This is a genomic window from Thermococcus sp. ES12 (assembly GCF_012027515.1).
Taxonomy (GTDB): Archaea; Methanobacteriota_B; Thermococci; order Thermococcales; family Thermococcaceae; genus Thermococcus; species Thermococcus barossii.
The window spans coordinates 1-25,386 of sequence record NZ_SNUP01000005.1; the positions used below are offsets into that span (position 1 = coordinate 1).

The 25,386-nt window shown below is 54.6% G+C and carries 30 protein-coding genes; 20 read left to right on the forward strand and 10 right to left on the reverse strand.

Annotated elements, in window-relative coordinates; translation table 11 throughout:
* The 3 genes from E3E37_RS10445 to treT all read right to left on the reverse strand — a co-directional run.
* Nucleotides 1-154: ATP-binding cassette domain-containing protein (locus tag E3E37_RS10445; protein WP_167717238.1), on the reverse strand; the 154-nt coding region annotated here is incomplete at its 3' end.
* Nucleotides 155-163: 9 nt separating this feature from the next.
* Nucleotides 164-1,183: an HTH-type sugar-sensing transcriptional regulator TrmB gene (gene trmB, locus E3E37_RS10450; RefSeq protein WP_167717239.1), complete on the reverse strand. Its 1,020-nt coding sequence runs from the start codon at nucleotides 1,181-1,183 to the stop codon at nucleotides 164-166.
* Between the two features lie 2 nt (nucleotides 1,184-1,185).
* Nucleotides 1,186-2,430, reverse strand: a complete 1,245-nt coding sequence (gene treT / locus E3E37_RS10455; RefSeq protein ID WP_167717241.1) for a trehalose synthase — start codon at nucleotides 2,428-2,430, stop codon at nucleotides 1,186-1,188.
* A gap of 261 nt (nucleotides 2,431-2,691) precedes the next feature.
* Here treT and E3E37_RS10460 point away from each other — a divergent pair, with 261 nt between their 5' ends.
* From E3E37_RS10460 to E3E37_RS10480, 5 genes are read left to right on the forward strand one after another with little or no spacing between them, the layout of a single operon-like run.
* Complete coding sequence (locus E3E37_RS10460; RefSeq protein ID WP_167717243.1) at nucleotides 2,692-4,014, forward strand: ABC transporter substrate-binding protein; 1,323 nt, start codon at nucleotides 2,692-2,694, stop codon at nucleotides 4,012-4,014.
* Between the two features lie 10 nt (nucleotides 4,015-4,024).
* Nucleotides 4,025-4,912, forward strand: a complete 888-nt coding sequence (locus tag E3E37_RS10465) for a carbohydrate ABC transporter permease (RefSeq protein ID WP_088865082.1) — start codon at nucleotides 4,025-4,027, stop codon at nucleotides 4,910-4,912.
* Nucleotides 4,909-5,730 carry a carbohydrate ABC transporter permease gene (locus tag E3E37_RS10470; protein ID WP_088865081.1) on the forward strand — a complete coding sequence of 274 codons (822 nt, stop codon included), beginning with the start codon at nucleotides 4,909-4,911 and terminating at the stop codon, nucleotides 5,728-5,730. The genes E3E37_RS10465 and E3E37_RS10470 overlap by 4 nt, the downstream gene beginning before the upstream one ends.
* A 31-nt stretch (nucleotides 5,731-5,761) precedes the next feature.
* Complete coding sequence (locus tag E3E37_RS10475; RefSeq protein ID WP_167717245.1) at nucleotides 5,762-6,949, forward strand: beta-galactosidase; 1,188 nt, start codon at nucleotides 5,762-5,764, stop codon at nucleotides 6,947-6,949.
* A gap of 13 nt (nucleotides 6,950-6,962) precedes the next feature.
* Complete coding sequence (locus E3E37_RS10480; protein ID WP_167717247.1) at nucleotides 6,963-7,913, forward strand: carbohydrate kinase; 951 nt, start codon at nucleotides 6,963-6,965, stop codon at nucleotides 7,911-7,913.
* Here the strand turns inward: E3E37_RS10480 and E3E37_RS10485 are convergent.
* On the reverse strand, nucleotides 7,892-9,034 hold the full coding sequence (locus tag E3E37_RS10485; RefSeq protein WP_167717249.1) for a glycosyltransferase: 1,143 nt from the start codon (nucleotides 9,032-9,034) through the stop codon (nucleotides 7,892-7,894). The two genes, E3E37_RS10480 and E3E37_RS10485, sit on opposite strands and share 22 nt — an antisense overlap.
* Before the next feature lie 91 nt (nucleotides 9,035-9,125).
* Between E3E37_RS10485 and E3E37_RS10490 the strand changes: the two genes are divergently transcribed.
* The 9 genes from E3E37_RS10490 to E3E37_RS10530 all read left to right on the forward strand — a co-directional run bounded on the left by E3E37_RS10490 (nucleotide 9,126) and on the right by E3E37_RS10530 (nucleotide 18,389).
* Nucleotides 9,126-10,133: a Gfo/Idh/MocA family protein gene (locus tag E3E37_RS10490; RefSeq protein WP_167717251.1), complete on the forward strand. Its 1,008-nt coding sequence runs from the start codon at nucleotides 9,126-9,128 to the stop codon at nucleotides 10,131-10,133.
* On the forward strand, nucleotides 10,130-11,143 hold the full coding sequence (locus E3E37_RS10495; RefSeq protein WP_167717254.1) for a Gfo/Idh/MocA family protein: 1,014 nt from the start codon (nucleotides 10,130-10,132) through the stop codon (nucleotides 11,141-11,143). Before E3E37_RS10490 ends, E3E37_RS10495 begins: the two co-directional genes overlap by 4 nt.
* Before the next feature lie 122 nt (nucleotides 11,144-11,265).
* A complete protein-coding gene (locus E3E37_RS10500; protein WP_371731716.1) occupies nucleotides 11,266-12,552 on the forward strand; it encodes an ABC transporter substrate-binding protein in 1,287 nt (428 codons plus the stop codon).
* A 13-nt stretch (nucleotides 12,553-12,565) separates the two neighbouring features.
* Nucleotides 12,566-13,417, forward strand: coding sequence for a carbohydrate ABC transporter permease (locus E3E37_RS10505; RefSeq protein ID WP_088865074.1), 852 nt, complete (start codon nucleotides 12,566-12,568; stop codon nucleotides 13,415-13,417).
* Nucleotides 13,414-14,247, forward strand: coding sequence for a carbohydrate ABC transporter permease (locus E3E37_RS10510; protein WP_088865073.1), 834 nt, complete (start codon nucleotides 13,414-13,416; stop codon nucleotides 14,245-14,247). Before E3E37_RS10505 ends, E3E37_RS10510 begins: the two co-directional genes overlap by 4 nt.
* A gap of 9 nt (nucleotides 14,248-14,256) precedes the next feature.
* Entirely contained in the window at nucleotides 14,257-15,360 is a 1,104-nt protein-coding gene (locus E3E37_RS10515; protein ID WP_167717256.1) for an ABC transporter ATP-binding protein, read from the forward strand.
* Nucleotides 15,361-15,369: 9 nt separating this feature from the next.
* Nucleotides 15,370-16,386: a TrmB family transcriptional regulator gene (locus E3E37_RS10520; protein WP_088865071.1), complete on the forward strand. Its 1,017-nt coding sequence runs from the start codon at nucleotides 15,370-15,372 to the stop codon at nucleotides 16,384-16,386.
* A 20-nt stretch (nucleotides 16,387-16,406) separates the two neighbouring features.
* The gene (locus E3E37_RS10525; protein WP_167717258.1) at nucleotides 16,407-17,726 is read left to right on the forward strand and encodes a glycerate kinase; all 1,320 of its coding nucleotides are present in this window, start codon (nucleotides 16,407-16,409) and stop codon (nucleotides 17,724-17,726) included.
* Between the two features lie 30 nt (nucleotides 17,727-17,756).
* On the forward strand, nucleotides 17,757-18,389 hold the full coding sequence (locus E3E37_RS10530; RefSeq protein ID WP_167717261.1) for a diacylglycerol/polyprenol kinase family protein: 633 nt from the start codon (nucleotides 17,757-17,759) through the stop codon (nucleotides 18,387-18,389).
* On the opposite strand, the gene E3E37_RS10535 is transcribed toward E3E37_RS10530, so the two are convergent.
* On the reverse strand, nucleotides 18,390-19,190 hold the full coding sequence (locus E3E37_RS10535) for a radical SAM protein (RefSeq protein WP_167717263.1): 801 nt from the start codon (nucleotides 19,188-19,190) through the stop codon (nucleotides 18,390-18,392).
* A 38-nt stretch (nucleotides 19,191-19,228) separates the two neighbouring features.
* On the opposite strand from E3E37_RS10535, the gene E3E37_RS10540 reads away from it, so the two are divergent.
* Nucleotides 19,229-19,879, forward strand: a complete 651-nt coding sequence (locus E3E37_RS10540; RefSeq protein WP_167717298.1) for a M48 family metallopeptidase — start codon at nucleotides 19,229-19,231, stop codon at nucleotides 19,877-19,879.
* A gap of 13 nt (nucleotides 19,880-19,892) precedes the next feature.
* Entirely contained in the window at nucleotides 19,893-20,279 is a 387-nt protein-coding gene (locus E3E37_RS10545) for an NfeD family protein (RefSeq protein WP_088865066.1), read from the forward strand.
* On the opposite strand, the gene E3E37_RS10550 is transcribed toward E3E37_RS10545, so the two are convergent.
* Nucleotides 20,251-20,688 carry a hypothetical protein gene (locus E3E37_RS10550; RefSeq protein ID WP_167717264.1) on the reverse strand — a complete coding sequence of 146 codons (438 nt, stop codon included), beginning with the start codon at nucleotides 20,686-20,688 and terminating at the stop codon, nucleotides 20,251-20,253. The genes E3E37_RS10545 and E3E37_RS10550 overlap by 29 nt on opposite strands.
* Before the next feature lie 67 nt (nucleotides 20,689-20,755).
* On the opposite strand from E3E37_RS10550, the gene E3E37_RS10555 reads away from it, so the two are divergent.
* On the forward strand, nucleotides 20,756-21,184 hold the full coding sequence (locus E3E37_RS10555; RefSeq protein ID WP_167717266.1) for a CoA-binding protein: 429 nt from the start codon (nucleotides 20,756-20,758) through the stop codon (nucleotides 21,182-21,184).
* 16 nt (nucleotides 21,185-21,200) lie between these two features.
* Here the strand turns inward: E3E37_RS10555 and E3E37_RS11790 are convergent, their stop codons facing one another.
* From E3E37_RS11790 to E3E37_RS10570, 3 genes are read right to left on the reverse strand one after another with little or no spacing between them, the layout of a single operon-like run.
* On the reverse strand, nucleotides 21,201-21,347 hold the full coding sequence (locus E3E37_RS11790) for a PIN domain-containing protein (protein ID WP_167717300.1): 147 nt from the start codon (nucleotides 21,345-21,347) through the stop codon (nucleotides 21,201-21,203).
* 36 nt (nucleotides 21,348-21,383) lie between these two features.
* The gene (locus E3E37_RS10565; RefSeq protein WP_088865062.1) at nucleotides 21,384-21,599 is read right to left on the reverse strand and encodes a hypothetical protein; all 216 of its coding nucleotides are present in this window, start codon (nucleotides 21,597-21,599) and stop codon (nucleotides 21,384-21,386) included.
* A 43-nt stretch (nucleotides 21,600-21,642) separates the two neighbouring features.
* Nucleotides 21,643-22,743: a TRM11 family methyltransferase gene (locus E3E37_RS10570; protein ID WP_167717268.1), complete on the reverse strand. Its 1,101-nt coding sequence runs from the start codon at nucleotides 22,741-22,743 to the stop codon at nucleotides 21,643-21,645.
* 120 nt (nucleotides 22,744-22,863) lie between these two features.
* Here E3E37_RS10570 and E3E37_RS10575 point away from each other — a divergent pair, with 120 nt between their 5' ends.
* Genes E3E37_RS10575 through E3E37_RS10585 form a run of 3 tightly spaced genes read left to right on the forward strand, consistent with a single transcriptional unit; the run spans nucleotide 22,864 to nucleotide 24,823 of the window.
* Entirely contained in the window at nucleotides 22,864-24,147 is a 1,284-nt protein-coding gene (locus E3E37_RS10575; protein ID WP_167717270.1) for a prenyltransferase, read from the forward strand.
* The gene (locus E3E37_RS10580; protein WP_167717272.1) at nucleotides 24,126-24,419 is read left to right on the forward strand and encodes a hypothetical protein; all 294 of its coding nucleotides are present in this window, start codon (nucleotides 24,126-24,128) and stop codon (nucleotides 24,417-24,419) included. The genes E3E37_RS10575 and E3E37_RS10580 overlap by 22 nt, the downstream gene beginning before the upstream one ends.
* Entirely contained in the window at nucleotides 24,419-24,823 is a 405-nt protein-coding gene (locus E3E37_RS10585; RefSeq protein ID WP_167717302.1) for a secondary thiamine-phosphate synthase enzyme YjbQ, read from the forward strand. Before E3E37_RS10580 ends, E3E37_RS10585 begins: the two co-directional genes overlap by 1 nt.
* Here E3E37_RS10585 and E3E37_RS10590 read toward each other — a convergent pair whose 3' ends face one another.
* Nucleotides 24,824-25,381 (reverse strand): Era-like GTP-binding protein, encoded by a 558-nt coding sequence (locus tag E3E37_RS10590; RefSeq protein WP_167717274.1) that lies wholly within the window; start codon nucleotides 25,379-25,381, stop codon nucleotides 24,824-24,826. It lies immediately after the preceding gene.
* Nucleotides 25,382-25,386 lie beyond the last annotated feature (5 nt).

Below are 25,386 nucleotides of genomic sequence, written 5' to 3' on the forward strand. Positions count from 1 at the left end.
AGCCTGAAATCATTCTCAAGGTGGTTGTTTTTCCGCAGCCGCTTGGCCCGAGGAGGATCATGAATTCTCCGTCTTTCACATGAAGATTCATATCCTTAACGGCCGCAAAATCACCAAACATCTTCCAGACTCCGATGAGCTTCACTTCCGCCATACAATCACCTCAAACTATGGTCAGCCGGATCATAGTCGTTTCATAATCTTCCAAAACCGCGAACATTCCCCCAACCTTCACTATTCCCCTCTCTGTTTCCAGGTCAAAGTTGTCTATTCCCTCGTCAAGGGCAACGGTGTAGCCCACAACGCGGCCCTCGAGTTCCTCCACCTCACCCGTGACGAGGTTTCTCCCAAGTACCTTGGCATAGATGACGCCGTCGTTGAGGTGCCGCCTTATGATGTCCACGGCGTGGAAGTTCGCAAAGAACCTCAAGTCATCCCTGTTTTTTATCCCCTCAAGTATGAGGCTCGACTCCTTGAATGCCTCCCGGATGAAGCTGTACTGGGAGAATATTATCTCCGGATAGGTGGCCTTGAAGCTGGGTGGGTTCCTCGGCCGGAAGCCGATGTTCTGGATGTCTATGACCTCCCTGCCGTCGAACATCCCGATGAAATGGTTCAGCTTGTGGAACTTCCTCACGTAGAGGTTGCCAAGCTTGGCAAAATCGGAGAGGTCTATTTTTTCCTCGGTGTAGAGGGAGATAGTAGTTCCCCTCTTGAGGGCGGCCTTTATGTTGTCCTCTATGTTCTCCAGAAACTTCTCCGGGGCGACGAGTATAGCCTCATAGGAGCTGGAGTCTATAGACTCCCTAACCATTTCCACGGCTATGTCCAAGTCTTTGGTGCGCCATATCCCCGGCCTCTCCTCCGTTTTCACCTTAACCCGCTTGAGTTCCTTCTCCAGCTCATCCTTTATCCCGTCGATGTCCCTCTTGAACTTCAGAAACGCTATCTTTGGAGAGTATGCGACGTAAACCTTGGGAGAGCCTTCGACCTCGTTGACGAAGCCCCTTGCCTTCAGAGATGCTATGGTGTCATAAACCCTGTTGTAGGGCACCCCGCTCCTCTCGGATATTTCCTTCGCGGTGCTCGGCCCGTAAACCAGAAGCGTCCAGTATATCATGACCTCGTACTTCGTGAAGCCGATTCTGGTCAGCATGGTTATGGCCTTCTCGCTGATCTCCATACCTATCCCTCCCCAGAAAATGAGAGGAGGAGGTCTAAATACCTTTCCAGGTGCCTGGTGATGAGGAAGTTCTCCCTCACGCGTTCTCTGGCGTTGAAGCCGAGTCTTTTGGCCTCTTCAGGATGTCTGAGCAAGTAGCAGGTCTTCTCAACGGCTTCGTCCACGTTGCTCACGAGAAAGCCCGTTTTCCCGTCAACCACCTGGAACTTGATTCCCCCAACTGCCCTGCCAACCACCGGCTTTCCCTTCCACATGGCCTCTGTGACCGTGAGCCCAAAGCCCTCCCTAATGGACATCTGCAAAACCACATCACTAGCCCGCTGGAAGGCATTGACTTCTCGCGCGTGAACGCCGGTCAGATTCGTTAGAACCTTGACGTCGTAGTCCTCCCCAATCTTACGCAATGTCTTCTCGAAGTAAACCCAGCCCTCCGGATCGTCTGCGGCCATGACTCCAACGAGGAGCAGTTGAACGCCCGGAATCTTTTCCTTCACTTTCCTGTAGACGTCAATGACATCGAACACACCCTTCCACGGGTCGAAACGGGCAACCTGAGTGATTATCGGTCTTTCAGGGTCAACATCGAACCGTTCGAGTGTCTTGATAATTTCTGACTCTTTTAGCTCCATGTTCTTCTCGCTCAGGGGATCGATTGAAGGCGGCATGACGACGGTTTTCTCAGGATTCAAGTCGGGCTGAACGTATTCTGGAAGATGGAAAATACATCTGTCGTATTTTTGCACGTATTGCCTTAAAAATTCCCAGAATTCTCTGTTCGGGTCGCTCAGGTCTATGTGACAGCGCCAGATCCAGGGCTGTTTTTTCTCGTAAAAGTCTATCAACGCTGCTGGCTGCGGATCGTGAATGAGGACATAATCAAATTCGCTTAACTCTGCACTCTTCGCGTTCTCCTCGTTGGTCTTGAGGTAGAGGTTCGTCATTTCTTGGGTGAGTTTGAGGTCTTTGTTGCCCTGGAGGGCGTTGTGGAAGGTTTTCGTGACGTTGAAGAACTCATCATTCCCTTCTATAACCCACCACTCGGTCATTATTCCGATGTCGTTCATGAGGGGTACGAGGTTGCTCAGTATCTCGGCAACCCCACCGCCATAGGGAGTCGAGTTAACGTGGACAAATCTTGCCCCTGAGAGCTTTTCTGCTTTTTCCACAATCCTTAGAATGGCCCCTTTTCCGGCAACGGTAGAATAGTCCTCAATTCTCCTTTGGGGTAGCTTTGTAACAGGGAACATGTGAACGCTCCTCCTTTGTATACTTTTAGTATATGAATATCCGGGGAATGTTTAGTCGTCCACATATAAAAAGTTTTTTGAAATATATCCTGAATTTTAACGAACGTTTTGTAAATAAATTTGACATTCTACGTTTTTTGTCAGGGTATTCTCCAAAATTTTTGGGGAATCATGAACATAAATTAACAGGGGTTTTCCGAAAAATATAAATATACTAAAAGTATACAGCCCTAGTGAACAGCCTTGGTGAGGTGTCTATCTATGAGGTTTCATGCCAAAAGGTTTGCATTGCTTTTGAGCGTGCTGTTGTTAGCCGCCTTTGTCTCCGGATGCATTTCAGGAGGGGGAACCTCCCCGACGCAGACAACAACTTCCAGCCCCACACAGACGACCACAACCTCCCAGAAGCCGGTTGAGGTGGTCGTTTACGGCCAGTGGGGTGGAGTTGAGGGTGAGAACTTCCAGAACGCTCTGAAGGTTTACGAGCAGGAGCACCCGAACGTTAAGATAAAGTATGTGATTCAGTCCAAGCTCAGGGATGCCGTTCTCACAGAGCTCGCAACGGGCTCTCCCGGTTTTGACATTGCGATTCTTCCGTGGCCTGCACTCATCACTGAGCTCGGCCAGAAGAACCAGCTTGAGCCAATGAACTCCGTCGTCGACTCCTATAAGGGCGACATTATGGAGAACCTTCTTCAGCCGGTTAAGGTTGGAGACACCTATTATGCAGTTCCCATAAAGGCCTGGGCCAAGCCAGGTATCTGGTACAATGTCCACGACTTTGAGAAGTACAACGTGAAGCCGCCCGAGACCCTTGACGACCTCAAGGCCGCATGTAAAGTCTTTGAGCAGAACGGAATCCAGCCCATGGCCAGCGGTGCCGCAGACAAGTGGCCTCTGAGCGACATCTTTGAGGCGGTTCTCATCAGGGTTGGCGGTCCGCAGCTCCACAACGACCTGATGACCCACAAGGTCAAGTGGACCGACCCCCAGGTTCTTGAGGCCTTCAAGGTGCTCAGCGACCTCCTTAAGGAGGGCTGCTACGGTGACCCCAAGGTTGCCATCGGTGAGAAGTGGGAAGTTCAGGTCACGAGGCTCGGCCAGGGAGAGGTGGCCATGTACTTTATGGGCAACTGGATAAACCTCATGCTCCAGAACCAGGGTTACAAGCCCGGCACTGACTACGACCTGATTCCGTTCCCCGTCATCAACCCCAACGCCGACTTCGCCATAGTTGCTGGTGGGGACTGGGTCATTATACCCAAAGGAGCCCCGCACAAGGAGGCCGCCTTTGAGCTTGCCAAGTGGCTCGCCGGTCCGGAATACCAGAAGATAATGGTGGAGCAGAAGGGATACCTCGCACCCAACCTTGAGGTTCCCAAGAGTGCCTACGACCCCGTTGACGCGAAGATTATCGACATGATGGCCAAGTACACCGTGGTTCCAGACCTCGATGACAACGCCCCCTCAGGATTTCAGCCGATAATCTGGGACAAGCTCTTCGAGCTCTGGGCCAACCCGGACAATTACCAGCAGATAGCCCAGGAGCTTGAACAGTACGCAGAACAGTACTACGGCTCATGAGGTGCCTGAAATGGGCGGAAGGAGGGACTGGCTCAGCAAGGATTTCCTGATCCTGATGATGCCCGCCTTCATCCTCCTTTTAGTTTTTATACTGTACCCGATTTTCAACACGTTCTACCTGGGGTTCACCAAGTGGGACGGCTTTACCCAGCCCCAGTTCGTTGGACTTGAAAACTACCGCACCATGATGGGAGATCCTCTCTTCTGGACGTCCGTTAAGAACAATCTATTCATCTTCATAGTCTTCCTCCCCTTAGTAACGATGCTCGGCCTTGGTTTTGCTCTCCTCCTTCACAACAGTGCGGTTGTGGGGCGCAACCTGCTCAGGGGCTTCGTTATGCTTGGAATGGTGATGCCCCTAACCGTTGTCGGTATCGTCTGGATGCTCCTTCTCGATCCCAACGCCGGTATCGTTAATCATGTTCTTAGCTTCTTTGGAATCGAACCCCGGGCGTGGATTCAGGACCCCAGTACGGCGATATACTTCGTTATAATAGGCTCCCTATGGGCGTGGCAGGGCTTTTCAACCACGGTGTTCCTGGCCGGGCTGGAAGGTCTTGACATCGAGGTTCTTGAGGCGTCCATCATTGACGGTGCAAACCCCTGGCAGCGGTTTAGGTACGTGATACTGCCCCTGCTGAAGCCCGCTCTGATAGTCGTCGTTACAATGAGTTCCATCTACATACTCAAGGTCTTCGACCTCGTTTACGTCCTCTCCGGTGGTGAGTCTGTGCCAATGTACCTCTCGGTGCTCGCTTACATGGTGTATTACGAGATATTCCGCATGTTCAAGTGGGGATATGCCGCCGCGATAGCGACTTTGCTGACCGTTGCAGTGTTCCTGTTCTCCATAGGGATGCTGAAGAAGATGATAAGTGAAAGGGGAGTGGGCTCATGAAGGTAAGCACGAGATACAAGGTCACCATAAACCTCGTGGCGTGGTCCATAGGGCTAATGCTCCTGATACCCCTCCTGGGACTGATAATGACCTCCGTTAGGCCCTTCGACGAGATAGTTAACGGCTGGTGGAACCTCAGGAACGCCCACTTCATCATCGACAACTACGTCAGTGTATGGGACGCCGGCTTCTGGAAGAACATCCTCAACTCGATTCTGATAGCCACTGTGGCCACGGTAATTCCGATACTTATCGCCGGAATGGCAGCCTACGGCTTCACTTCCTTCAGCTTCCCGATAAAGACGATGCTCTTCCTGACCCTCGTTGCCATCCAGGTAGTCCCACAGCAGGCAGTCATAGTCCCCCTCCTGAGGCTCTTCCGCGACCTTCATCTGTACGACCAGTACTACGGTATAATCCTCGTTCACACGGCCTTCGCGCTCCCGTGGACGATATTCTTCCTCCGCAACTTCTTCATGTCGATTCCCAAGGACTATGAAGAGGCTGCGAGGATAGACGGCCTCAGCGATGTTGGGATATACTTCAAGGTGATACTCCCCATAGCGATGCCCGCGGTTATCAGCGTCGCCGTGGTCCAGTTCATCTTCGTGTGGCAAGACCTGTTCTTTGCGATAACCCTCCTGAGACCGGAGAAGTGGCCAGTTTCAGCGGGTGTCACCCAGTTTATAAGCCGCTACAACCCCAACTGGGGACAGCTGACCGCCGCTGGAGTGCTGGCAATACTCGTACCCATCACCGTCTACATCGTGCTCCAGAAGTACTATATGAGGGGAGTGTCCGGCGGAATCAAGGGCTGAGCCCTTTCAAAACTTTTTTGGAGGGAGGAAAATGGAGTTCATCCTCGGTGTCAACTACTGGCCGAGAAGGAAGGCTATGTTCTGGTGGAAGGAGTTCGAGGAGTGGGAGGTTCGTGAGGAATTTCAGGTAATAAAGGACCTCAACCTTGACGCCGTGAGAATTTTCCTGCTCTGGGAGGACTTTCAGCCGGAACCTGAAAGAATCGATGAGAACTCCCTTCGAAATCTGGAGAAGGTCATGGCCATAGCTCATGACCTCGGACTGAAGGTCATGCCGACCTTCTTCATCGGCCACATGAGCGGAATAAACTGGCTCCCCGAGTGGACCCTCTCCGACAAACCCCACGAGAGATTCCTGACGTATTCGAACGGAAGAGTTGTCGACCTCGGTGCGAGGGACATCTATGAGGAGCCCGACCTTCTGGAGGCGGAGAGACTGCTCCTTGAGGTCGTCGCCTCCGAGTTCGACGACCATCCCGCACTCTACGCATGGGACATCTCCAATGAGATAGACAACGTCAGGATTCCCCGCACTCCCGAGGCGGGGAGAAGATGGGTCCGGTTTGTGTATGAGACCCTGAAAGCCAGTTCCAGTAAGCCGGTTACCTTCGGCATTCATCAGGAGGACATTCAGGGAGACAAACACTTCCGCGTGGGTGACGTGGCGGAGGGAAACGATTTCCTCTGCATGCACGCGTACTCCGTCTACACGGACTTCACGGACCCCCTGGATCCGTACTTCGTTCCCTTCGCGTGCCTGCTGACCCGGGCACTGGGGAAAAAGGATGTCCTCATGGAGGAGTTTGGAATGCCAACAACGCGGGGAGAAACCAGAAAGATACGCTCCGTGACTGGCAAGCACGAGGCCGAACACTACTTGGTGGGGGAGGAGGACGCTGCGAGGTGGCTCGAAGAGACCCTTAAGGCCCTCTACGAGTTCGGTGTCCTCGGTGCGTTCTACTGGAACTTCTCCGACTATCACGAGAGCATATGGGACAGGCCTCCCCTCGACAGGGCGGTTCACGAGAGGTTCTTTGGTCTTCTGAGAAGCGATGGAAGCCTAAAGCCGACCGCACTTGTGATGAGGGAGTTCAGGAAGAGGATGGGCGAACTTAAAAGGAGAAACGTGGAAATAGAAGTGCCTGAGGACTACTACTCAGACCCCAAAGGCAACATTGTAAGGCTGTACGCGGAGTTCAGGCAAAAGCTCGGCCTTTAGTGAGGTGGTTACCGTGATTGTATCCATCGGAGAGACCCTCATAGACTTCATAGCCCTCCAGGAGGGGCCGTTGAAGGGGGTTAAGAGCTTCGAAAAGCACCCAGGCGGTGCTCCGGCAAACGTTGCCGTTGGCCTTGCGAGGCTCGGCGTTGAAAGCGGGCTTGTGAGCAAGGTCGGTGACGACCCCTTCGGGGATTTCCTGCTCGAAAGACTCCGCGATGAGGGGGTAAGGACTTACATACCGAGGGACCCGGAGAGGCACACCGGCGTTGTTTTCGTTCAGCTCATCGGTGCAAAGCCCGAGTTCATTCTCTACGACGGCGTTGCATACTTCAACCTGAAGCCGGGGGACGTGGAGACGTCCCTTCTTGAGAATGCTGAGGCCGTTCATTTCGGCACCGTGCTCTTCGCCCGGGAGCCATCACGCTCTACCATCTTTGGACTTCTTGAGGAACTGAGCGGGAAGGTTCCGCTCAGCTACGACGTCAACATAAGGCCCGACCTCTGGCGCGAACGGGAGGAGGAGATGCTCCGCGACATTGAGAAGGCCCTCGGGCTGGCGGATATAGTTAAGCTCGGCGACGGGGAGCTGGCGTATCTAAAAGGCAATGGAGTGGAAGTGGAAGACTTCGACTTCAAACTGCTCGCGGTGACTTTGGGTGAGAAGGGCAGCGAGCTGATGAGCGGGGGTATTAGGGTCCACATTCCTCCTTACCGGGTCGAACCCGTTGACACAACCGGGGCTGGAGATGCCTTCACCGCCGCTCTCTTGGCGGGTCTTCACTATTTGAACCTGCTTGGCGCCGGTAATATCGATGAGGAGCACCTCAGGAAAATCGGCCGCTTCGCAAACCTGGTTGCGGCGCTCTCAACGACACTGAGGGGCGCGTGGAGCGTTCCAAAAATGGAAGAAGTAACCCTGATGAAGGAGGTCAGGGACCTCTACCAGCGCTCCAGGAGGTAGTCCTTCTCCTCAAGGAATACCTTTGCCCTCTCCTCTATCAGTTTTTCGGCCTCAAGAGTGCTCATGTCCAGCGTTCTCTTGATGAAATCCGCCGTTTTTGCAAAGTATAGGGGTACCAGGGGCTCGGCCTCGGTCAGAATTCCGTTCTTGTACGCCACAGCCCCATCGTAGAGGACGTGGCTCCAGAGCCTGTCGTCGAACTCGAAGGTCTTGAGTGCCTCAGTCACCCCCCTGAGCGTCTCCTCATCGAGGGCCCTCCTCAGCACCGGTTCGTGCTGGGCAAAGAGCTCCTTCGCCCTTATCTCAAGGAGCTCAAGGGTGACCTTTACGGGCTCCGGCTCGCCCTTCTCAAGCTCCCCGAAGACCGGAACGGGTTCTATCGAGCGGGTCTTCCTCCAGACGTTTTCATACCTCCCCATCAGCATGAACAGCGTTCCTACAACCTGGTTGAACATCGGGCCGAGCGATGCGGCCGGATCCTTGGGGTCGTGTATCTTCATTCCAAGGGCGGTCTGGATGACCTTAAAGCCCCTGGCTATGGCCGTTGTCGTGAGGAATATATCGACGCCGAAGCGAGCCACGTGGGTCTTCCAGACCTCCTCGTCTTCAAGGTAAACCTCCATGAGCTTCCTGCTTATCCCGAAGTCCCCCCCTATCGGCTGTCTGACGTTCTTTCCGTAGAGTGAAGCGGTCATTGGGTATGCGATGTTGTTGGTTATGGTTCCATCCCACTTGTGCCTTATGTAGAGCGGGGCCACGAAGTCGTAGCCCTCCTCGATGGGTTTGGCGAAGCGGTATATCCACTCGGGGGTTATGCTCCTCAGGTCGCTGTCAACGAACACTATGGCGTCCGCATCTCTTTCGAGGGCGAACTCCATGAGCTCCTTCATAGCACTGCCCTTCCCAGGGATGGGCCAGCGGTAGACGAAGCTGTGAACCTCCACACCATCCGGAACCTTCGTCGCCAGAACGGTCTCCCTAGTTCCATCCGTGCTCCCCCCGTCGGCGTTGACGACAATTCCCCCACCAAAGTACCTCTTTAGCCCCTGTGCGGCCTGCTTGACGACGAATGAGATTGTTTCCACGTTGTTGTAGCTGGGAATTCCAACGATGACCCTCATATCTTTCCCCCCGTAAATTTACAACCATTTAAAGTGGTTTATTTTGAAAAGGATTATATACTTTTTGCCCCTACTTCCCTGGGGGATTCCCATGGAGCTGAAGGTCGGGGTGATAGGCTGTGGGAACATATTCAACCTTGCCCACAAGAGGGCCCTCAGGGGAATCGAGGGCATCAGGGTCGTCGCCTGCATGGACATAGACCCGAAACGGGCACACAAAGGTGCGAGGGAGTTTCGGGCCAGGGAGTTCACGAGTCTCGACGAGTTTCTCGATGCCGAGACCGACGTTGTTGAGATTCTGACCCCAACATACACCCACGCAGAACTCGCCATTGAGGCTCTCAAGGCCGGAAAGCACGTTATAGTTGAGAAACCGATAGCTCTCACCGTTGAAGAGGGAGAGAGGATGATAAAAACCGCCGAAAGGGAAGACCTTCACCTCTTCGTTGGCCACGTGAGGCGGTTTGACAAGAGATGGATGCAGATGAAGGAGGTCATAAAGAAGCGCAACATCCTGCCGATGCACATCAGAAAGGCCGAGGTTCAGAACCTGCCCTTCCCCAGGGATTACTGGTACTGGGACGAGAACAGGAGCGGCGGCGTCGCCGTTGACCTTGGAGTCCACGTCACGGACTTTCTTAGATGGTTCTTTGAGAGCGAACCCGTCTCTGTATACGCCGTTGGGAAATCCATCAAGGAGGAGGCAAGGGCCAATGGAACGTTTGACCATTTTATGATGATGATAAAGTTCGAGGGTGGAAAGACTGGCATAGCGGAGGTGAGCTGGGCGTATCCGTATCCCTCACGGTATGGCGTCTTCTACCATCACGTCGACATCATTGGAAAGAACGGCAGAATACGCTACACCCCGCTGGATACCCCCGTGGTCGGTGTCGCCAAGGCAAACTTCGAGATGCCGCGTTTCTCACCGCTCCTTTCAACCTTCCCAGACGCCTTCGAGAGGGAACTGAGGCACTTCTTCAATTGCATCAAGGGTAAAGAGGAGCCGGCGGTCACCGCCGAGGATGCCCTGATCGCCCTGAAGATTGCAGAGAGGGCAAAGGAGAGTGCCCGCAAGGGGGAGGTGGTCGAGGTATGAAGAAGCTCAACTTCGGGATAATAAGCTACGCCCATCCCCACGCCCTTCGCTTTGCCTCCACCATTGCGGGAGGCAGGCAGACGAAGCTCGTGGCGATATCCGGCGACGGCTCCAACTCGGACGTTGCACGTGCCGAGGCGAAGAAGTACGGAGCGAAGTTCTACAGGAACTACGAGGCACTCCTCAGGGATGAGAACGTCGAGGCGGTTTACATTGCAATAGAGACATACAGGCACAGGGAGATAGCAGTCAGGGCCGCTGAAGAGGGCAAGCACATACTACTTGAGAAGCCCATAGCCCTGAACCTCAGGGACGCGGATGAGGTCATAAGGGCCGCCAAAAGGGCCGGGGTAAAGCTCATGCTCCCATTCAATCCCAGGTTCACTGAGCCCCTCGTGAAGGCGAAGGAGATGATTGATAGCGGTGAGATAGGCCCCATTGAGTACATCCAGACCATCTCCGAGAACGTGAAACCGCCGATATTCCTCCAGGGGCTTGACATGGGTTGGTTCTTAGACGCAAGAAAGTCCGGAGGCGGGGGTTTCATGGACACCGCCCCCCATGGGGTTGACTCCCTCCTCTGGCTCACTGGGGACCTCCCCAGAAAGGTCTACGCGGACATAGGTGCCAAGATATACGGCTTCCCGGTGGACGATATAGGCACCGCCGTTCTTGAGTTCAGAAAAGGCGTTCTGGCGGTTCTGACTGCCGGCTGGGGCAATCCAAAGGGCTACTCCTACGGCATCGAGATAAAATACTACCTCGTCGGAAGGGAGGGATTCCTCGACGTGAGGACGGCATACCCTGACTTTACCGTCTATCAGGACAGGGCAGAGAAGATATACTGGGACAGACCCGATGTGAGGGGAATAGTGAGTTCCTTCACCAGGGCGGTTTTGAAGGATGAAAAGGTTCCCATAACGGGCGAGGATGCGAAGAAAAACCTGGCGATAATCCTGGCGGCCTATGAATCGTCCAGAAAGGGAAAAACCGTGAGGCCTAGACTTTAATTCCAAACTTTTACTTTTTTGTAATACAACCACTTTTAGTGGTTCTAAACACAAATCTTATATATGTTGTCCACTTAAGTTCGTTGAAGTACCTTACTTGAGGGATAGGGTGATGCCCCATGATTAGGAGATTGTTTGGTGTTCTGTTGGCGGCTGTTGTGTTGTTCGCCGTAGTGTCCAGTGGCTGTATCTCCCCAGGAGGGGAAGAGAAAGTAACAGTGACGTTTCTGTCAACCCAGCTGAACCCGCCCGAGGAGAGGGCCTTCGTCCAGGAGGACCTTCTGAAGGGCTTTACATCGGAGACAAACATCGAGGTTAACTTTGTCCCAATTTCCTATACGGACATGGTTACGAGGCTTGAGGGCGAGATGCAGACGGGAAAGGTCACCATCGACGTTATAGGCGACCTCCACGGTGGTATGGACTACATGGCCTCAAAGGGCTGGCTGGAGGATCTCAGCACGATGCCCAAGCTTGAAGGAAGAACCTTCATCAGCACCTTTGAGCAGTACTCCTACATCCGCGGCCAGAAGGCATACGTTCCTTGGATGAGCGCCACCTACGTTATGGTCGTTAACAAGGAGGCCTTCCAGTACCTTCCGAAAGGGCTTACCGAGGAGGACGTTATGAAGGGCACCGAAAAGTGGACCTACGACGCCCTTCTCCAGTGGGCCAAGAACCTCAAAGAGGCCAAGGGACAGCCCGAGCTCGGCTTCCCGGCCGGGCCGAAGGGACTCTTCGTCAGGTTCCTCCACGGATACATCTATCCGAGCTACACCGGCTATCAGGCGAAGGAGTTCGACAGTCCAGAGGCAGTTGAGATGTGGAACTACCTCAAGGAACTCTGGCCCTACGTGCACCCGTCCAGCACAACCTGGGATGCCATGGCTGACCCGCTCCTGAAGGGTGAAGTTCTCATAGCCTGGGACCACACCGCAAGGATTAAGAACGCCATCGAAACCAAGCCAGACCAGTTCGTCGTTGTTCCGGTTCCGAGGGGACCGAAGGGCAGGGGATTCATCGTCGTTCTCGCCGGCCTTGCCATACCGAAGGGAGCACCGCACAAGGACGAGGCATGGAAGCTTATAGACTACCTGACCAAGCCAGACACCCAGGTCAAGGTTCTGGAGAAGGTCGGCTTCTTCCCGACCGTTGAAGAGGCCAGCGGAAAGCTGCCTGAGGGGCCGCTGAAGATACTCGCTGAGGGTGTCCAGGCCCAGGCCAGCACCAAGGATGCCCTCGTTGTCATGATACCGAACCTCGGAGACAAGGGAGGCCAGTTCAAGGAGTACTACAAGCAGGCCTTCGAGAGGATAGTTCTCAACGACGAGGATCCAGCGACGGTCACCAAGGAGATCAAGCCCGACCTTGTAAAGCTCTTCGAGGACGTTGGAGTGCCGGTGCCGTGAAGGAGGAGGTCCCATGGAACGGCGCTCTCTCGTTCCTTATCTTTTAATTTTGCCGGCTTTCTTGTACCTGCTGTTTTTCGTTGGATACCCCCTCGTTCAGGCTCTCTACCTGGCCTTCACCCAGAACGGGGCGCTCTCTTTGGAGGTCTGGCGTAGAACCTTTAGCGATTACTACTTCTGGAGCGCGTTTAAATACACGATCCTTCTTGCTGGCATTATCGTCCCCACTCAGGTTGCCCTTGCCGTTGTTCTCGCCCTCCTCATGAACCGTGTTTTCAAGGGCAAGGACGCCGCCCTCTATGCCCTTATAATCCCCCTCACCATAAGTGACGTGGCGGCGGGTTTGATCTGGTACTCCATGCTCTCCCCCTATGGTTTCATAAACAAGCTCCTCATGAACCTGGGGGTGATAAGCCAGCCGATATACGTATTCGGCTACGAATACCGCATGAGGGAGTTCTTCGCGATAGTCATAGCCGAACTGTGGCGCTCCACGGCGATAGTCTTTGTGATAATCCTCGCCGGTCTGCAGATGATAAGCAAGGAGTACATTGAGGCTGCAGAGGTCTTTGGGGCGAGCTACTGGACAAGGCTCAGGCGCATCGTTCTTCCGCTCTTAAAGCCCAGCATACAGAGCGCCCTCATAATAAGGACGCTCTTCGCGATGCAGATCTTCGGTATCGTCTGGATACTGGCTGGCAGAGACATCCCGGTTCTCGCCGGTGAGGGCTACTACCAGCTCACGGAGATAAAGGATGCTGGTGTGGCATCGGTATACGCCCTCGTGATAGCCGGTCTCTCCATCCTGCTCGGTGCGCTGTACATCAAGTTCCTCCGCGCTGAGTACCTGGAGGTGGGAGAATGAACGACGAAACCAAATACGCTCTCAAAAAGGTAGGGTTCTACACGGCAGTTTTCACGGCCGCGGTCTGGATAGTGATTCCGATAATCATCTCCTTCCTCTACGCCTTCACAAGCAAGGCGGACTACTACGACCCGACCAAGATAATCCCGACGAGCTTTACGAGCGAGTACGTCCACACGATACTCTTTACCCTGGGCGCTTGGGACGGAATAAAGAACAGCGTCATCGTGGCCGTGTTAACCATCATCATAAGCTTCATCCTCGGCGTTCCGGCAGGATACTCTATAGCCAAGTACGTGTTCCCGGGCAAGGACCACATAAAGCTCTCCATAGTTGCCCTCAGGATGTTTCCGATTCCGGTCATGGCAATACCGCTCCTGGTCCTCTACATAGACCTCCATCTCGCCGATACCCTCATCGGAGTGGCGCTGGCCCACACGGCGATGGCGCTCCCCTTCGTCGTTCTCATAACGTCGAGTATCTTCGCCGGGGTGTCCAAGGAGTACGAAGAGGCCGCGATGGTTTTTGGCCTGACCCGCTTCGGCTCCTTCCGTAAGATAACCCTTCCCCTGGCCCTTCCGGGGCTGGCCGCCGCGGCTATGTTTACCTTCGTTATGAGCTGGAACGAGGTATTCGTTGCCTCGATTCTAACCCTAAACAACAGAACCCTGCCCGCGCAGATACTCTCGATAATGGCCGGCTCCAGCGGCGGTGCCGCGCCGGATTACTACAAGTTCGCGGCGGCATTCATAATGACTCTCCCGGCGATGCTCTTCATCCTCTTCGCCAGGAGGTATCTGGTCACGATGTGGGGTATAACGCTCAAGTGAGGTGTTACCATGGTTGAGGTCAAGCTTGAGGGGATAACCAAGAGGTTTGGAGACTTTGAGGCGGTTAAGAACCTGAACCTCACGATAAAGGATGGAGAGTTCCTCGTCCTTCTCGGGCCGAGTGGCTGTGGAAAGACTACGACGCTGAGGATGATTTCCGGTCTTGAGACCCCCAGCGAGGGAAGGATATACTTCGGTGACAGGGACGTCACGTATCTGCCCCCCAAGGACAGGAACATCTCGATGGTCTTCCAGAGCTACGCCGTCTGGCCGCATATGAAGGTCTTTGACAACATAGCCTTCCCACTCAGGGTGAAGAAGTATCCAGAGGACGAGATAAAGAGGCGCGTCAAGTGGGCGGCAGAGCTGCTCCAGATAGAGAACCTCCTCGACCGTTACCCAGGACAGTTGAGCGGCGGCCAGAGACAGCGCGTGGCGGTAGCCAGGGCGATAGTCGTTGAACCTGACGTCCTGCTCATGGACGAGCCGCTGAGCAACCTCGATGCGAAGCTCAGGGTTGCGATGAGGGCTGAGATAAAGAAGCTCCAGACCAAGCTCAAGGTCACGACAATATACGTCACCCACGACCAGGTCGAGGCAATGACAATGGGCGACAGGATAGCCGTAATGAACAGGGGCCGACTCCTCCAGGTGGGTCCGCCCACCGAGGTTTATCTGAAGCCCAACTCCCTCTTCGTTGCAACCTTCATAGGTGCCCCTGAGATGAACATCCTAAGCGCCACAGTCACCGAGAAGGAGGGGCTGGCTCTTGAGGGTGACGGGTTTACCATCCACCTACCGGAGGACTTCAGGGAGCTTCTTCTCGACCACATTGGGAAGGACGTCCTGCTCGGCATAAGGCCGGAGCACATGACCGTTAAGGGGGTCTCAACTCTTGAGCACGTAACCAGAACGGCGGAGATAGAGGGAACGGTCGATTTCATCGAAGCCCTTGGAACCGATACGATAGTTCACGTCAAGGTCGGGGAGAACATCATTAAGGTAAAGCTGCCCGGGCACATACCCCTCCCCGTTGGAGAAAAGATTAAAATAGAGATAGACCTTGACAACATCCATATCTTCGACAGAGACACGGAGAAAGCGATAATCTGAGGCCTGCCTATGGATGAGAAGGAAATAAAGTCCCTCCTCCGCGAGTTTGGACTCAACGAGTATGAGGTTAGGGCGTACCTTGCACTTATCAGGAGCGGACCTCTGACGGCTGGTGAACTCGCGACGCTCTCAAAGGTTCCCCAGCCCAGGATATACGACGTGATAAGAACGCTCATGGCCAAGGGATTCGTCACTACCAGTCAGGGCAGACCCAAGCGAGTCATTCCCCTCAATCCCGAGAGCGTCATGAATGCCATCAAGCAGCGGTACAATGAGAGGATAGAGGCCCTCAAATCTGCCTTGGAGGAAATTTACACGCCTCATAGCGAGATAGGCAGTGTAATAGTCGTTAAAAGCCGCATAACCCTGGAAGATTACGTCAGGAAGGCAATAAAGAACACCAGATTCCACATGAGCATCGCAGTCCCCAGGGAGTTTCTGAAGAAGCTGGAGATGGATTTGGGGAAGAAGAAGGAGAACAACGTCCGCATAAACCTTTTTGTTTACGGCGAAAACGACGTTCCTCCCGTGGCCAACGAGATACGTATCAGAGACGTGCCCGATCCAATAATCATAATTCAGGACAGGGATATGGGGGTATACCTCCCATACGAGGCCCTGACTGGCGGTAGTTCCCTTCACGGTTACGGCCTTATAATCCAGGACAACAACCTTCTCTTCATGCTTGACCGCTACTTCTACCATGCCCTGTGGCCCACAGGCAGGGTTGTTTACAGGGAAGAAAGGGCACTGAAGCTCCCGAGGGAGTACATACACATAAGAGAGCTTGTTTCCGACCTGCGACGCTTTAACATTCGGAATGCGAAGGTTGAAGTCTTCGGCCGCTTCGTCCGCTCCGGAGAGCCAGTTCACATAGTGGGCAGGGTCGTGGAGTTCTACGAGGACGAGGGCAAGGTCATATCGAACATAACGGTCGAAACTCAGGATGGTGAGAGGCACGTCGTGGGTGGCTGGAACGCCTCTCTGGAGGACATAGAGGCCGAGAGAATTATCCTCTTTGAGTGAGCTTTTGACGGGGGAGGGTGATGGACGCCAGAACCGCTGCACTGGAGATTATGAACGCGGCCATCGAGAGTGCCGACCCCTACGCTGCAGTGAGGAGGAGCCTCAGGGTTGCCGGAGATCGTCTGATGGTTTCTGGGAAGGAGCTCCCTCTCTCGGGAAGGGTTTATCTCCTCGCCTTCGGCAAGGCCGCCTGTGCCATGGCAAGGGCCGCCGCTGGAATCCTCGGGGAGAGGATAGAGGAGGGAGTAATCGTTACCAAGTACGGCTACGCGGAGGAGTGCCCGAAAACAGAAAGGCTGAGGGTCATTGAAGCGGGACACCCCGTTCCAGACGAAAACTCCCTCCTGGGCGGAAAGCTCGGCCTTGAGCTCGCGGAGAAAGTCCGGGAGAACGACGTCCTCCTGGTTCTCATATCCGGCGGGGGCAGTGCCCTCTTCCTCCTCCCGGAGAGCGGGATAAGCCTCGACGATAAAATCCGAACCAACGAACTCCTCCTGAGGAGTGGTGCAAAGATTTACGAGATAAACACCGTGAGGAAGCACATCTCCGCTGTCAAGGGAGGTAAGCTGGCCAAGCGCGTTAGAGGGACGGTTGTGAGCCTAATCCTCTCGGACGTGGTTGGTGACCCCCTTGAAGCCATCGCCTCCGGCCCGACCGTTAAAGACCCCACGACCTTTAAAGACGCCCACAGAATCCTGAGGCTCTACGGTGTCTGGGATAAGCTTCCGGAGAGCGTCAGGAGGCACATCGAGCTTGGCCTTGAAGGGAAAGCCGAAGAGACCCTTAAGGAAGACCTCCCAAACGTCCACAACTTCATAGTCGGAAGCAATACATTGGCCTGCGAATCCGCCCTGGCAAAGGCGGAGGAACTCGGATACAACGCCCTGCTTCTCACAACCACATTGGAGGGTGAAGCGAGGGAGATAGCCCTGGCTATAGGCTCGATAGTCCAGGAGATTGCCAGATATGACCGACCGGTTCCAAGGCCTGCCGTCCTGATAGCCGGCGGAGAGTGGACGGTGACGATAGAGGGTGAAGCCGGTCTCGGCGGGCCGAACCAGGAATTCGCGCTTAGCATAGCGAGAAAAATAGCGGGCCTGGATGCAGTTGTCCTTGCCGTTGACACCGACGGGACCGACGGGCCAACGGATGCCGCTGGGGGAATAGTGGACGGGAGAACGCTTGGGCTTCTTGAAAAGAGGGGGGTGGACGTGGAGGAAGCCCTCAGAAGGCACGACGCATATCATGCCCTCGAAAAGGCCGGTGCACTCCTAAAGACTGGGCCGACGGGGACGAACGTGAACTCTCTAATCATAGCGGTGGTTCCAAAGGGACTTTAAACCAAACGCCTAAAAACTTCCGGTGGAATCATGAACCGCATTCCGAGAAGGGAGCTTGTAAGGAAGGGCTGGCACGTCCTTCCCGGAATCCTCGGTGCGCCTATAATCGTCTACACTCCCAGATGGGTTACTCTCCTCGTTGTCTGGTTCTTCGCGATTCTCTACACGCTCCAGCACCTGAAACTCAGGCGCGGCTGGAAGTTCACAGTTCCGATAGCGGATTTGAGCTACCGCACGATGGCCAGGGATGACGAGGCGGACAACTTCCTGGGAAGCTTTCTGCTGTGGGTTACAATGGCGATTATATGCACCGTCTTCCCCAAAATCGCCGCCTTATCGGCCCTCTGGGTCTCGACCTTTGGTGACTGCTTCAACGCCCTGATCGGTCAGCTGGTTGGAGGCCCGCGGATACCTTGGAACAGAAGGAAAACGCTCATCGGCAGTGCGACGATGTTCGCTGTTTCCCTGTTTGCGCTCATAGCTTCCCACAGAGTCCTCGGACTGGACTACTCCCTCCAATTCCTCGGGGGGATAGCCCTCGCTGCGGCAATCCTGGAGAGTCTTCCAATCCGCTCGGCCTACGATGAGTTCACGGTGCCCTTCTCAACTGCCCTCTTAATATGGCTTGCCTACGGGGGCCCGCTGCTGGCCGTAACCTGGTGATCAGAGCTCCACGAACTCCCATCCCTCCCTGTGGGTCTCTATCCCCTCGGCCTTTACTTTGAGGCTCCCTATCTCCTTTTTCAGCCCCCACATAAACTCCTCGAAGGCGTCCCCGTCCACCAGGGCCTCGTAGCTCTCGGGGTACTCCTCCCTCAAGAGCTCCTCGAAATCGCTCCCAGAGGCCCTCAGGTTAAGGACCTCAAAGAAGTAGTAGTCCGTGAAGTCCCGCGTGTCCTCAACGATGGCGGAAACGTCGGTTATTTCGGGGATTATGGGGCTGACGAAAACGTAGGTTTTCAGGCCCGCCTCGTGGAGCTCTTTCAGCGCATTAACCCTGGCATCGTGAACCGGCGTCAGCGGTTCAAAAAGCCTCTTTTCTCTCCCTGTGAGGCCGTTTATCGTGAGGCCGACCTCTATCGTGCGGAACTCTTTGAAAAGGTCGATGTCGCGAGTTACCAGCGGCGACTTCGTCAGAACCGAGAGTTCGTTTCTCTTGTCCATATAGCGGAGAACCCTCCTCGTAAGCTTCAGCTCGGCCTCTATCGGCTGGTAGGGGTCGCTCACGGTGGACATTACCACGCTCCCGGTGACGTGCTTTCGGGCGAGCTCTGGTGCGTTGCTCTTGACCTCAACCCAGCTTCCCCATCTTCCGTAGTCCTTCCACCTCGTCAGGAACTTGGCGTAGCAATACTCACAGGCGAAGGCACAGCCGACGTATTGGTTAATCGCCCACTCAACACCCGGAATCTTTGAGCGGGTGTAAAGGCTCTTGGCACGCCTCTCGATAACCCGAACCTTCATAAGGACTTTTTATCCATTCTCCTTAAAAGGTGAGCGGCATGAGATTGAGGGTTCGCCGTCGGCCGGTTAAGTACGCGAGGCTTGAGGTGAGGACCGACGGAACGGTCCTTGTCACCGCCCCGGATGGCTTCGACGTTGATACCCTAATAGAGAAGCACAGAGGATGGCTTGAGGGGAAGCTGGCTGAGATTGGAGAGCTTAGGGAGATCGCAGAGTCCGGATTTCCCATCAACGGCGAGTTCTACCAGGTGATTCATGGAAGGAAGCCCAAGGTTCACGGGAGATTCAAAACCATTGTCCTGTCCCCCAACCCCACCGACGTTGTGGAGTGCCTGAAGAAAATCCTCCGAAGGGAGCTGTTGCCTCTCGTGGACTCATACGCTCGAAAAATGGGGGTTGAGCCGGGGAAGGTCTATATCAGGCACCAGAAGAGCCGATGGGGAAGCTGCTCTCCCAGGGGGAACCTGAACTTCAACGTCCGCCTCATAGCTCTCCCCCCGGAACTGAGGGAATACGTCGTTGTCCACGAGCTTGCACACCTGAGGTACATGAACCACTCGAAGGCCTTCTGGGAGCTCGTCGGGGAGTTCTACCCGGACTATCAGGCCGCGAGGAAGGAGCTCAAGAAGTGGTGGACGATAGTTGAGCTGAACCCCTACTGGAAGTGGCTGGCACGGGGCGAGGTTTAGCCGGGGGCATCATATGAAACTCCGGAACATCCTAAAGCTCCTCGCACTGATGGCCGATGAGATAATCGTTGGAATACTGCTCTTCGCCGTACTCCCGCGTATGGGGGTAGGTATCCCCCTGTGGGCAGGTCTGTTGGTGATAGCCGTTCTCCTGGCCAAAGACTTCTTAATAGCGCCATTCGTTCTTGGGGGAGGTGTTGACAGAAGGCCCGAAACAGGCCCAGAAGGGCTGGTGGGCAGAATGGCGCTCGTTGTGGAGGACCTCTCCCCGGAGGGAGTGGTTAAGCTCGACGGAGAACTGTGGAAGGCGGAATGCTTAAACGGAAGTGCCAGGAGAGGTGAACTTGTCAGGATAACGTCCGTGAAGGGGACTAAGGTTCTCGTGGAATGCCGAGAGTAGATAAAACCTCCGCAACCTTCTCAGGGTGGTTGGTCGTGAACGACACAGTCCAGCCCTTTCTCTGGTGCACCGCCACGCAGCCCTTTGCCGGTAGGTTGAAGTGCATCACCCCGTAACAGGAGGTCCACCCCTCACCGACCCGGAAGCTCGCAATGTTCTCGATGGGAACGGTCTTCCTCAGTACGAGCCCCAGGAGACCCCTTATCCTCAGCTCGCGCTCGTCTATCTCTATCCTGATGGCCATGGCGTCGAGGATAACAAGTGAAACTCCAATCGTGAGGGCGAGCATCACATCAAAGCCTTTTTCGCTTTGATACGTACCGTAGAGTCCGGCTAACATGATCCCTACTGGAACAAGGAGCAGAATCTGGAACGCCCGACTTGTGACCCTCTCCTCGTAAAGTGGCATCTTTCCACCGAGGGAACTTCTCCGCTATCCCTTTAAACCTTGACCCCCAAGAGGGGAGGGTGGTAAGATGGTAAGGACCATGCCCGTTGACAGGTTGAGCGACGAGGAAATAGTGGAGATTCTGACCAAGTACAGGAGGATAGCCCTCGTTGGGGCCTCGCCGAAGCCCGAACGCGATTCCAACGACGTTATGCGTTATCTCCTTGAACACGGCTATGAGGTCTACCCCGTGAACCCGCGTTATTCAGAAGTTCTCGGAAGGAAGTGCTATCCGAGCGTTCTGGATATCCCTGACGAGGTGGAGATTGTTGACCTCTTCGTTCGCCCGGAGTTTACGATGGAGTACGTCGAGCAGGCGATAGAGAAGGGGGCAAAGGTGGTGTGGTTCCAGTTCGGGACGTACGACCGGAAAGCCTTCAGAAAGGCGAGGGAAGCCGGCTTAATAGCGGTTGCCCATCGCTGCATAAAGCAGGAGCATGCGAGGCTGATCGGCTAATCAACCCCAAGCAGTCTTAACAGTCCCTCGTGTTCACAACCTCGATTTCCTTTATCTTCTTAAGCCTCTTGTCGTTGCTCCACAGGGGAGCGTTCGCCTTCAGGGAGAGGGCAACGAAGTCGGCGTCGTCCTTGTCGGGTGTTATCTCCAGAGCGATGGGAATGAATTCCGCCCGAAGAACGAGAACAGCACGTTGGTATTAACCACGAGGAGAGTATTTTCTCTCAAGGTACTCGCCCCGTCCTGCCTTTGCCTTTCTTCCGAGTTCCACCGCTTCATCCTCGGTCAGCTCGGAGTTTTTAAGGAGCTGGTTTATCCGCTCCAGACTCTCCAGACGGTGCGCTATGGTCTCGGCTATGAGCTTTGCAATCTTTTCATCCACAGTGGGGGGCACTTTCAGGACGATGTTCCCCATTCAACCACCTGACACAACTACAACTTTTTCCTTATAACGATTTTTAACCCCTGTACCTCAGCACGTGGATGTCCCTGATTAAGCGGTGCCTCTCCTCGTGGTCGGTGTATTTTCCAAGAACCTCAAAGCCGAGCTTTCCGAGCCACTTCCTTTCTTTCCTGTATATCCCCCCTCCGGAAAGCCTGTAGGCGGGGAAGACAAAGACTACCCTGCCGTTCCTTTTGAGGACATCGCCAAAGCTCTCAAAGACCGGGTAGTAGAGCCTGTCCAGCTCGTTGGCGAGCCTTATCGCCTCTCCCCTGCTCGGGTTCCTCCTGAGGGGCTTTCCGAGGTAGGGCTCGGTAACTATCGCGTCGAACCTCTGGCGGAAACAGCGCTTCAGCTTTCTCGCGTCGCAGACTTCGAGGTGGGCAGAGTTCTTGAGCCTGAACTCCCGCCTGAGCCATGCGAGGTTTCTCTTTGTCTCCCTAACCCTCTCCGGGTCGCGGTCGCTTCCGTAAGCGCTGAGCCCCTGAAGGACAAACTCCTGAACCACCGTCCCTATGCCGCAGAAGGGGTCAAGGAAGTTGCCCTTCCTCACCTCGGTCAGGTTCACCATTATCCTCGCGAGCCTCGGCGGGATAGCTAGTACGGGCCTCTGGACGGGTCTTTCCACGTCGAGCTTCTTCAGCTCGAAGGGGTCGGTGACCCTAATCGTTTCCCCCACGAGGAAGCTCCCGTTTTCTCTAAAGATGAAGACGAAGTCCTTCGTTTCGGGGAAGCCCTTGAGGATGAGCTCGGCGGGCATGGCATAGGTTTTTGCCGGCTTGAAGAACTTTGAAGGCCCCTCCGATTTGAAGTGTCTCTTCACCTCACTCCCCAGCCTCCGCCAGAGTTTCCAGTCGTCCCTCCCGTAGAGGCTGACCGTGAAAAGCCTCGCGTATTCGAGTTCCCTAATAGCTTCCTCGCCCTCGCCCACTATTCTCACGAGCTTCAAAGAGCCGCCGAGCCAGTGGAAGTACCTCCCAACCTTGGAGCTTGAATTAAATACCATCCAGTCACGAGTGGAGTCGATGATTTCGACCTTTAGGTTGAACCTTCTTACAAACGCATGAAATTCCGCTTCACTCAGGCGGGGATTTTTTCCAAATATCACGGCGTACATAGTCGTTCACTCCCCTTACGGTCTTAAAAACGTTCCGAGGGTTAGGTTAATAAGAAGAAGCGCGTAATATATTACACAGGGACCCAGGTAAAATCTACAATATAATGGGGGATATGTCGTATGATTGCCAAAGAGGTGCTGGCTTCCGTTGAGGTGATTCCAGACCCCTATATAAAATCTGCAACTTACGCTAAAATTGGTGAGAGATTAGCCAAAGCAAGGGACAACCTCTACAAGACCGCTTTTCTGCGCGCAATTGAGACTGCCAAGGAGATAGAGGATCCTGTGACTATGTTCCGGGCGCTGCTTTCCGTTGGATACTCAATGGGCCGCGCGGGGCTTAAATCCGCCAAGAGGATATACCAGGGAGTTCTCGAAGACTCCCGGATGCTTCCAAAGGCTCAGAGGGATCTGATAATGCAGAGTGCCGCCGGCTACATGCTGGCGCTCGGGGAGGTTAGTGAGGCGATAACTTACGCTCTGGAGATAGAGAATCCCAGGGTTCGGAACGAGGTTCTCCTCGAAATACTGCGCGCCAACACCAGGATGATAGGAAAGGAGCACCTGAGGGTGGCTTACAGGCTCAGGAAGAGCAAGCTGATCGTGGATTATATAGACTCCGAACCCCACCGCTCAAAGGCCATGCTGGAACTGATAAAGGCCTATCTGTTCCTGGAGAGCTACGAGAACGCCATTTCCCTTCTCAGGGAGATTCAGGTCAAAGACTGGGCCAGGCAGGCCTTCAAGGAGGTTGCCTTCTATCTGAAGGAGAAGGACGTGCTCGGTCACTACATAGACACCCTGGAGACGGTTGCCAACGACCTCATCGGGAAGTTTGGAAGGGACTTCACGGTGGAGCTGGCATTCGTGTTCGCCCTGAGCGGTGAGGGCGTGCCGGCACTTGACCTCATAAGGCGCCTCGATAACAGTGAGTCCATAATAGTTGAGATGGCCTTGGAGCTCCTTGAAAGGGACCACGACGTTCTGCCCAGTTTCATCTCCGCTATGAGGGAGGAAGAGGTGGCCCTCGTCGGAAAGGTCGTCATGAACAGAATCCTTGAGAACCCGAAGAAGGGTAGCTGGGCAATAGTTAAGGCCATCGGGAACGGCACCTCCAGCGAGGAGGTATGGGCCAAGATAGCACGCTACCACGTCCTTAAGGGCGAACTGGAGGGGGCAATGAGGATAGGAAGCCTCATACAGGACGAGAGGCTGCGTTCGATAATAATGGCCGACGTTGCCCATCACCTGGTCAAGAGGGGGGAGGTTGAGAGGGCCATCGACGCCGCGCTTGAGGTCCGGAACCCGAGATTCTCCTCGATACTCGTCTCCGAGATACTCATCAAGGCCCTAGAGCAGGAACTTCCGGGGAGGGTTAAGTCATGGAACGGCTCAAGGCACTGATAGGAAAAAAGGAGGACAGGATTGACTTTGTCAGCTACCTCATAACAATCCTCCTGACCAACAAGGAGCTTTACTCCGACGAGATACTGTTCAGGGACGCCGTCGAGGAGATATACAGGACCCTCCGCTCGGAGGTCGTGGACAACGGCAGGAAAGACCTGGTTGAGGCCTATGAGAAGGCGGTCCTCCTGAGGGCGGTTGTCTCCGGTTCCATCGAGTCCCCCGATAAGCTTTTACTCGAAATAAAGAAAGGACTAACCCGGTGGGAGTGATGCTGTTCGAGGTCAAGGTTCCAACCGAGGAGAAGTTCCAGGTTGTGGACATAACCGATGAGATTCAGCACCTCGTGTGGAAGAGCGATGTGACCAGCGGTATTGCCGTCGTCTTTACGGCTCACACCACCACGGGCCTTGCCATAAACGAGAACGAGGAGGGGCTTATCCAGGACATCAAGTCAAAGATGAAGGAGCTGATACCCAGGGGCAAAGGTTACCTCCACGACCGTATAGACAGCAACGCCCACTCGCACCTGAGGGCGACCCTCTTTCTTAACCCGGAAGTGGTGGTTCCGATAGAGAATGGTGAACTGCTCCTTGGAACCTGGCAGAGAATCCTATTCATCGAGCTGGACGGTCCGAGGCACAGGAGGGTACTGGTGAAGATATGCAAGTGCTGATCACACGTACTGGGCGTAGTACGCTAAAGCCTTTATCAGGTCGTTGAAGCCCTCGTAGGTGACCAGGGACAGCGGTATCGCCTCCTGCTCAAGGCGCTTTTTTATCGTTTCCCTGACTTCCTCGACCCGCTCCCTCGGCACGAGGTCTATCTTGTTGATGACGACAATTATCGGCTTCTCGTAGCGGAACTTGAGCAGGTGGTGGAGCTTCTCCATGCCCCGGTGCAGGCCGACGGTGGCGTCGACCATGTGGATGACGATGTCAGAGGATACTATCTCGTCGATTATCTCCCGGAACTTCTCCTCGCTCAGAACCTTTCCCCTCAGCTCCCTCTGGGGGTCGAAGAGTCCAGCAGTGTCTATGAGGACGAACTCGTCGGCGCCGCCGAGCGGGTTCTTCATGCTCTTCGGTATTTTCAGCTTGCCGAAGCGCCGCCTGATGGTTCCCTTGGTCGTTCCAGGGAGGTTCTCCACCTCTGAAATTTTACCCCCGATCAGGGCGTTCATGAGCGTTGACTTGCCGACGTTCTCGGCACCGATAATCGCAACCTTTATCATACCCT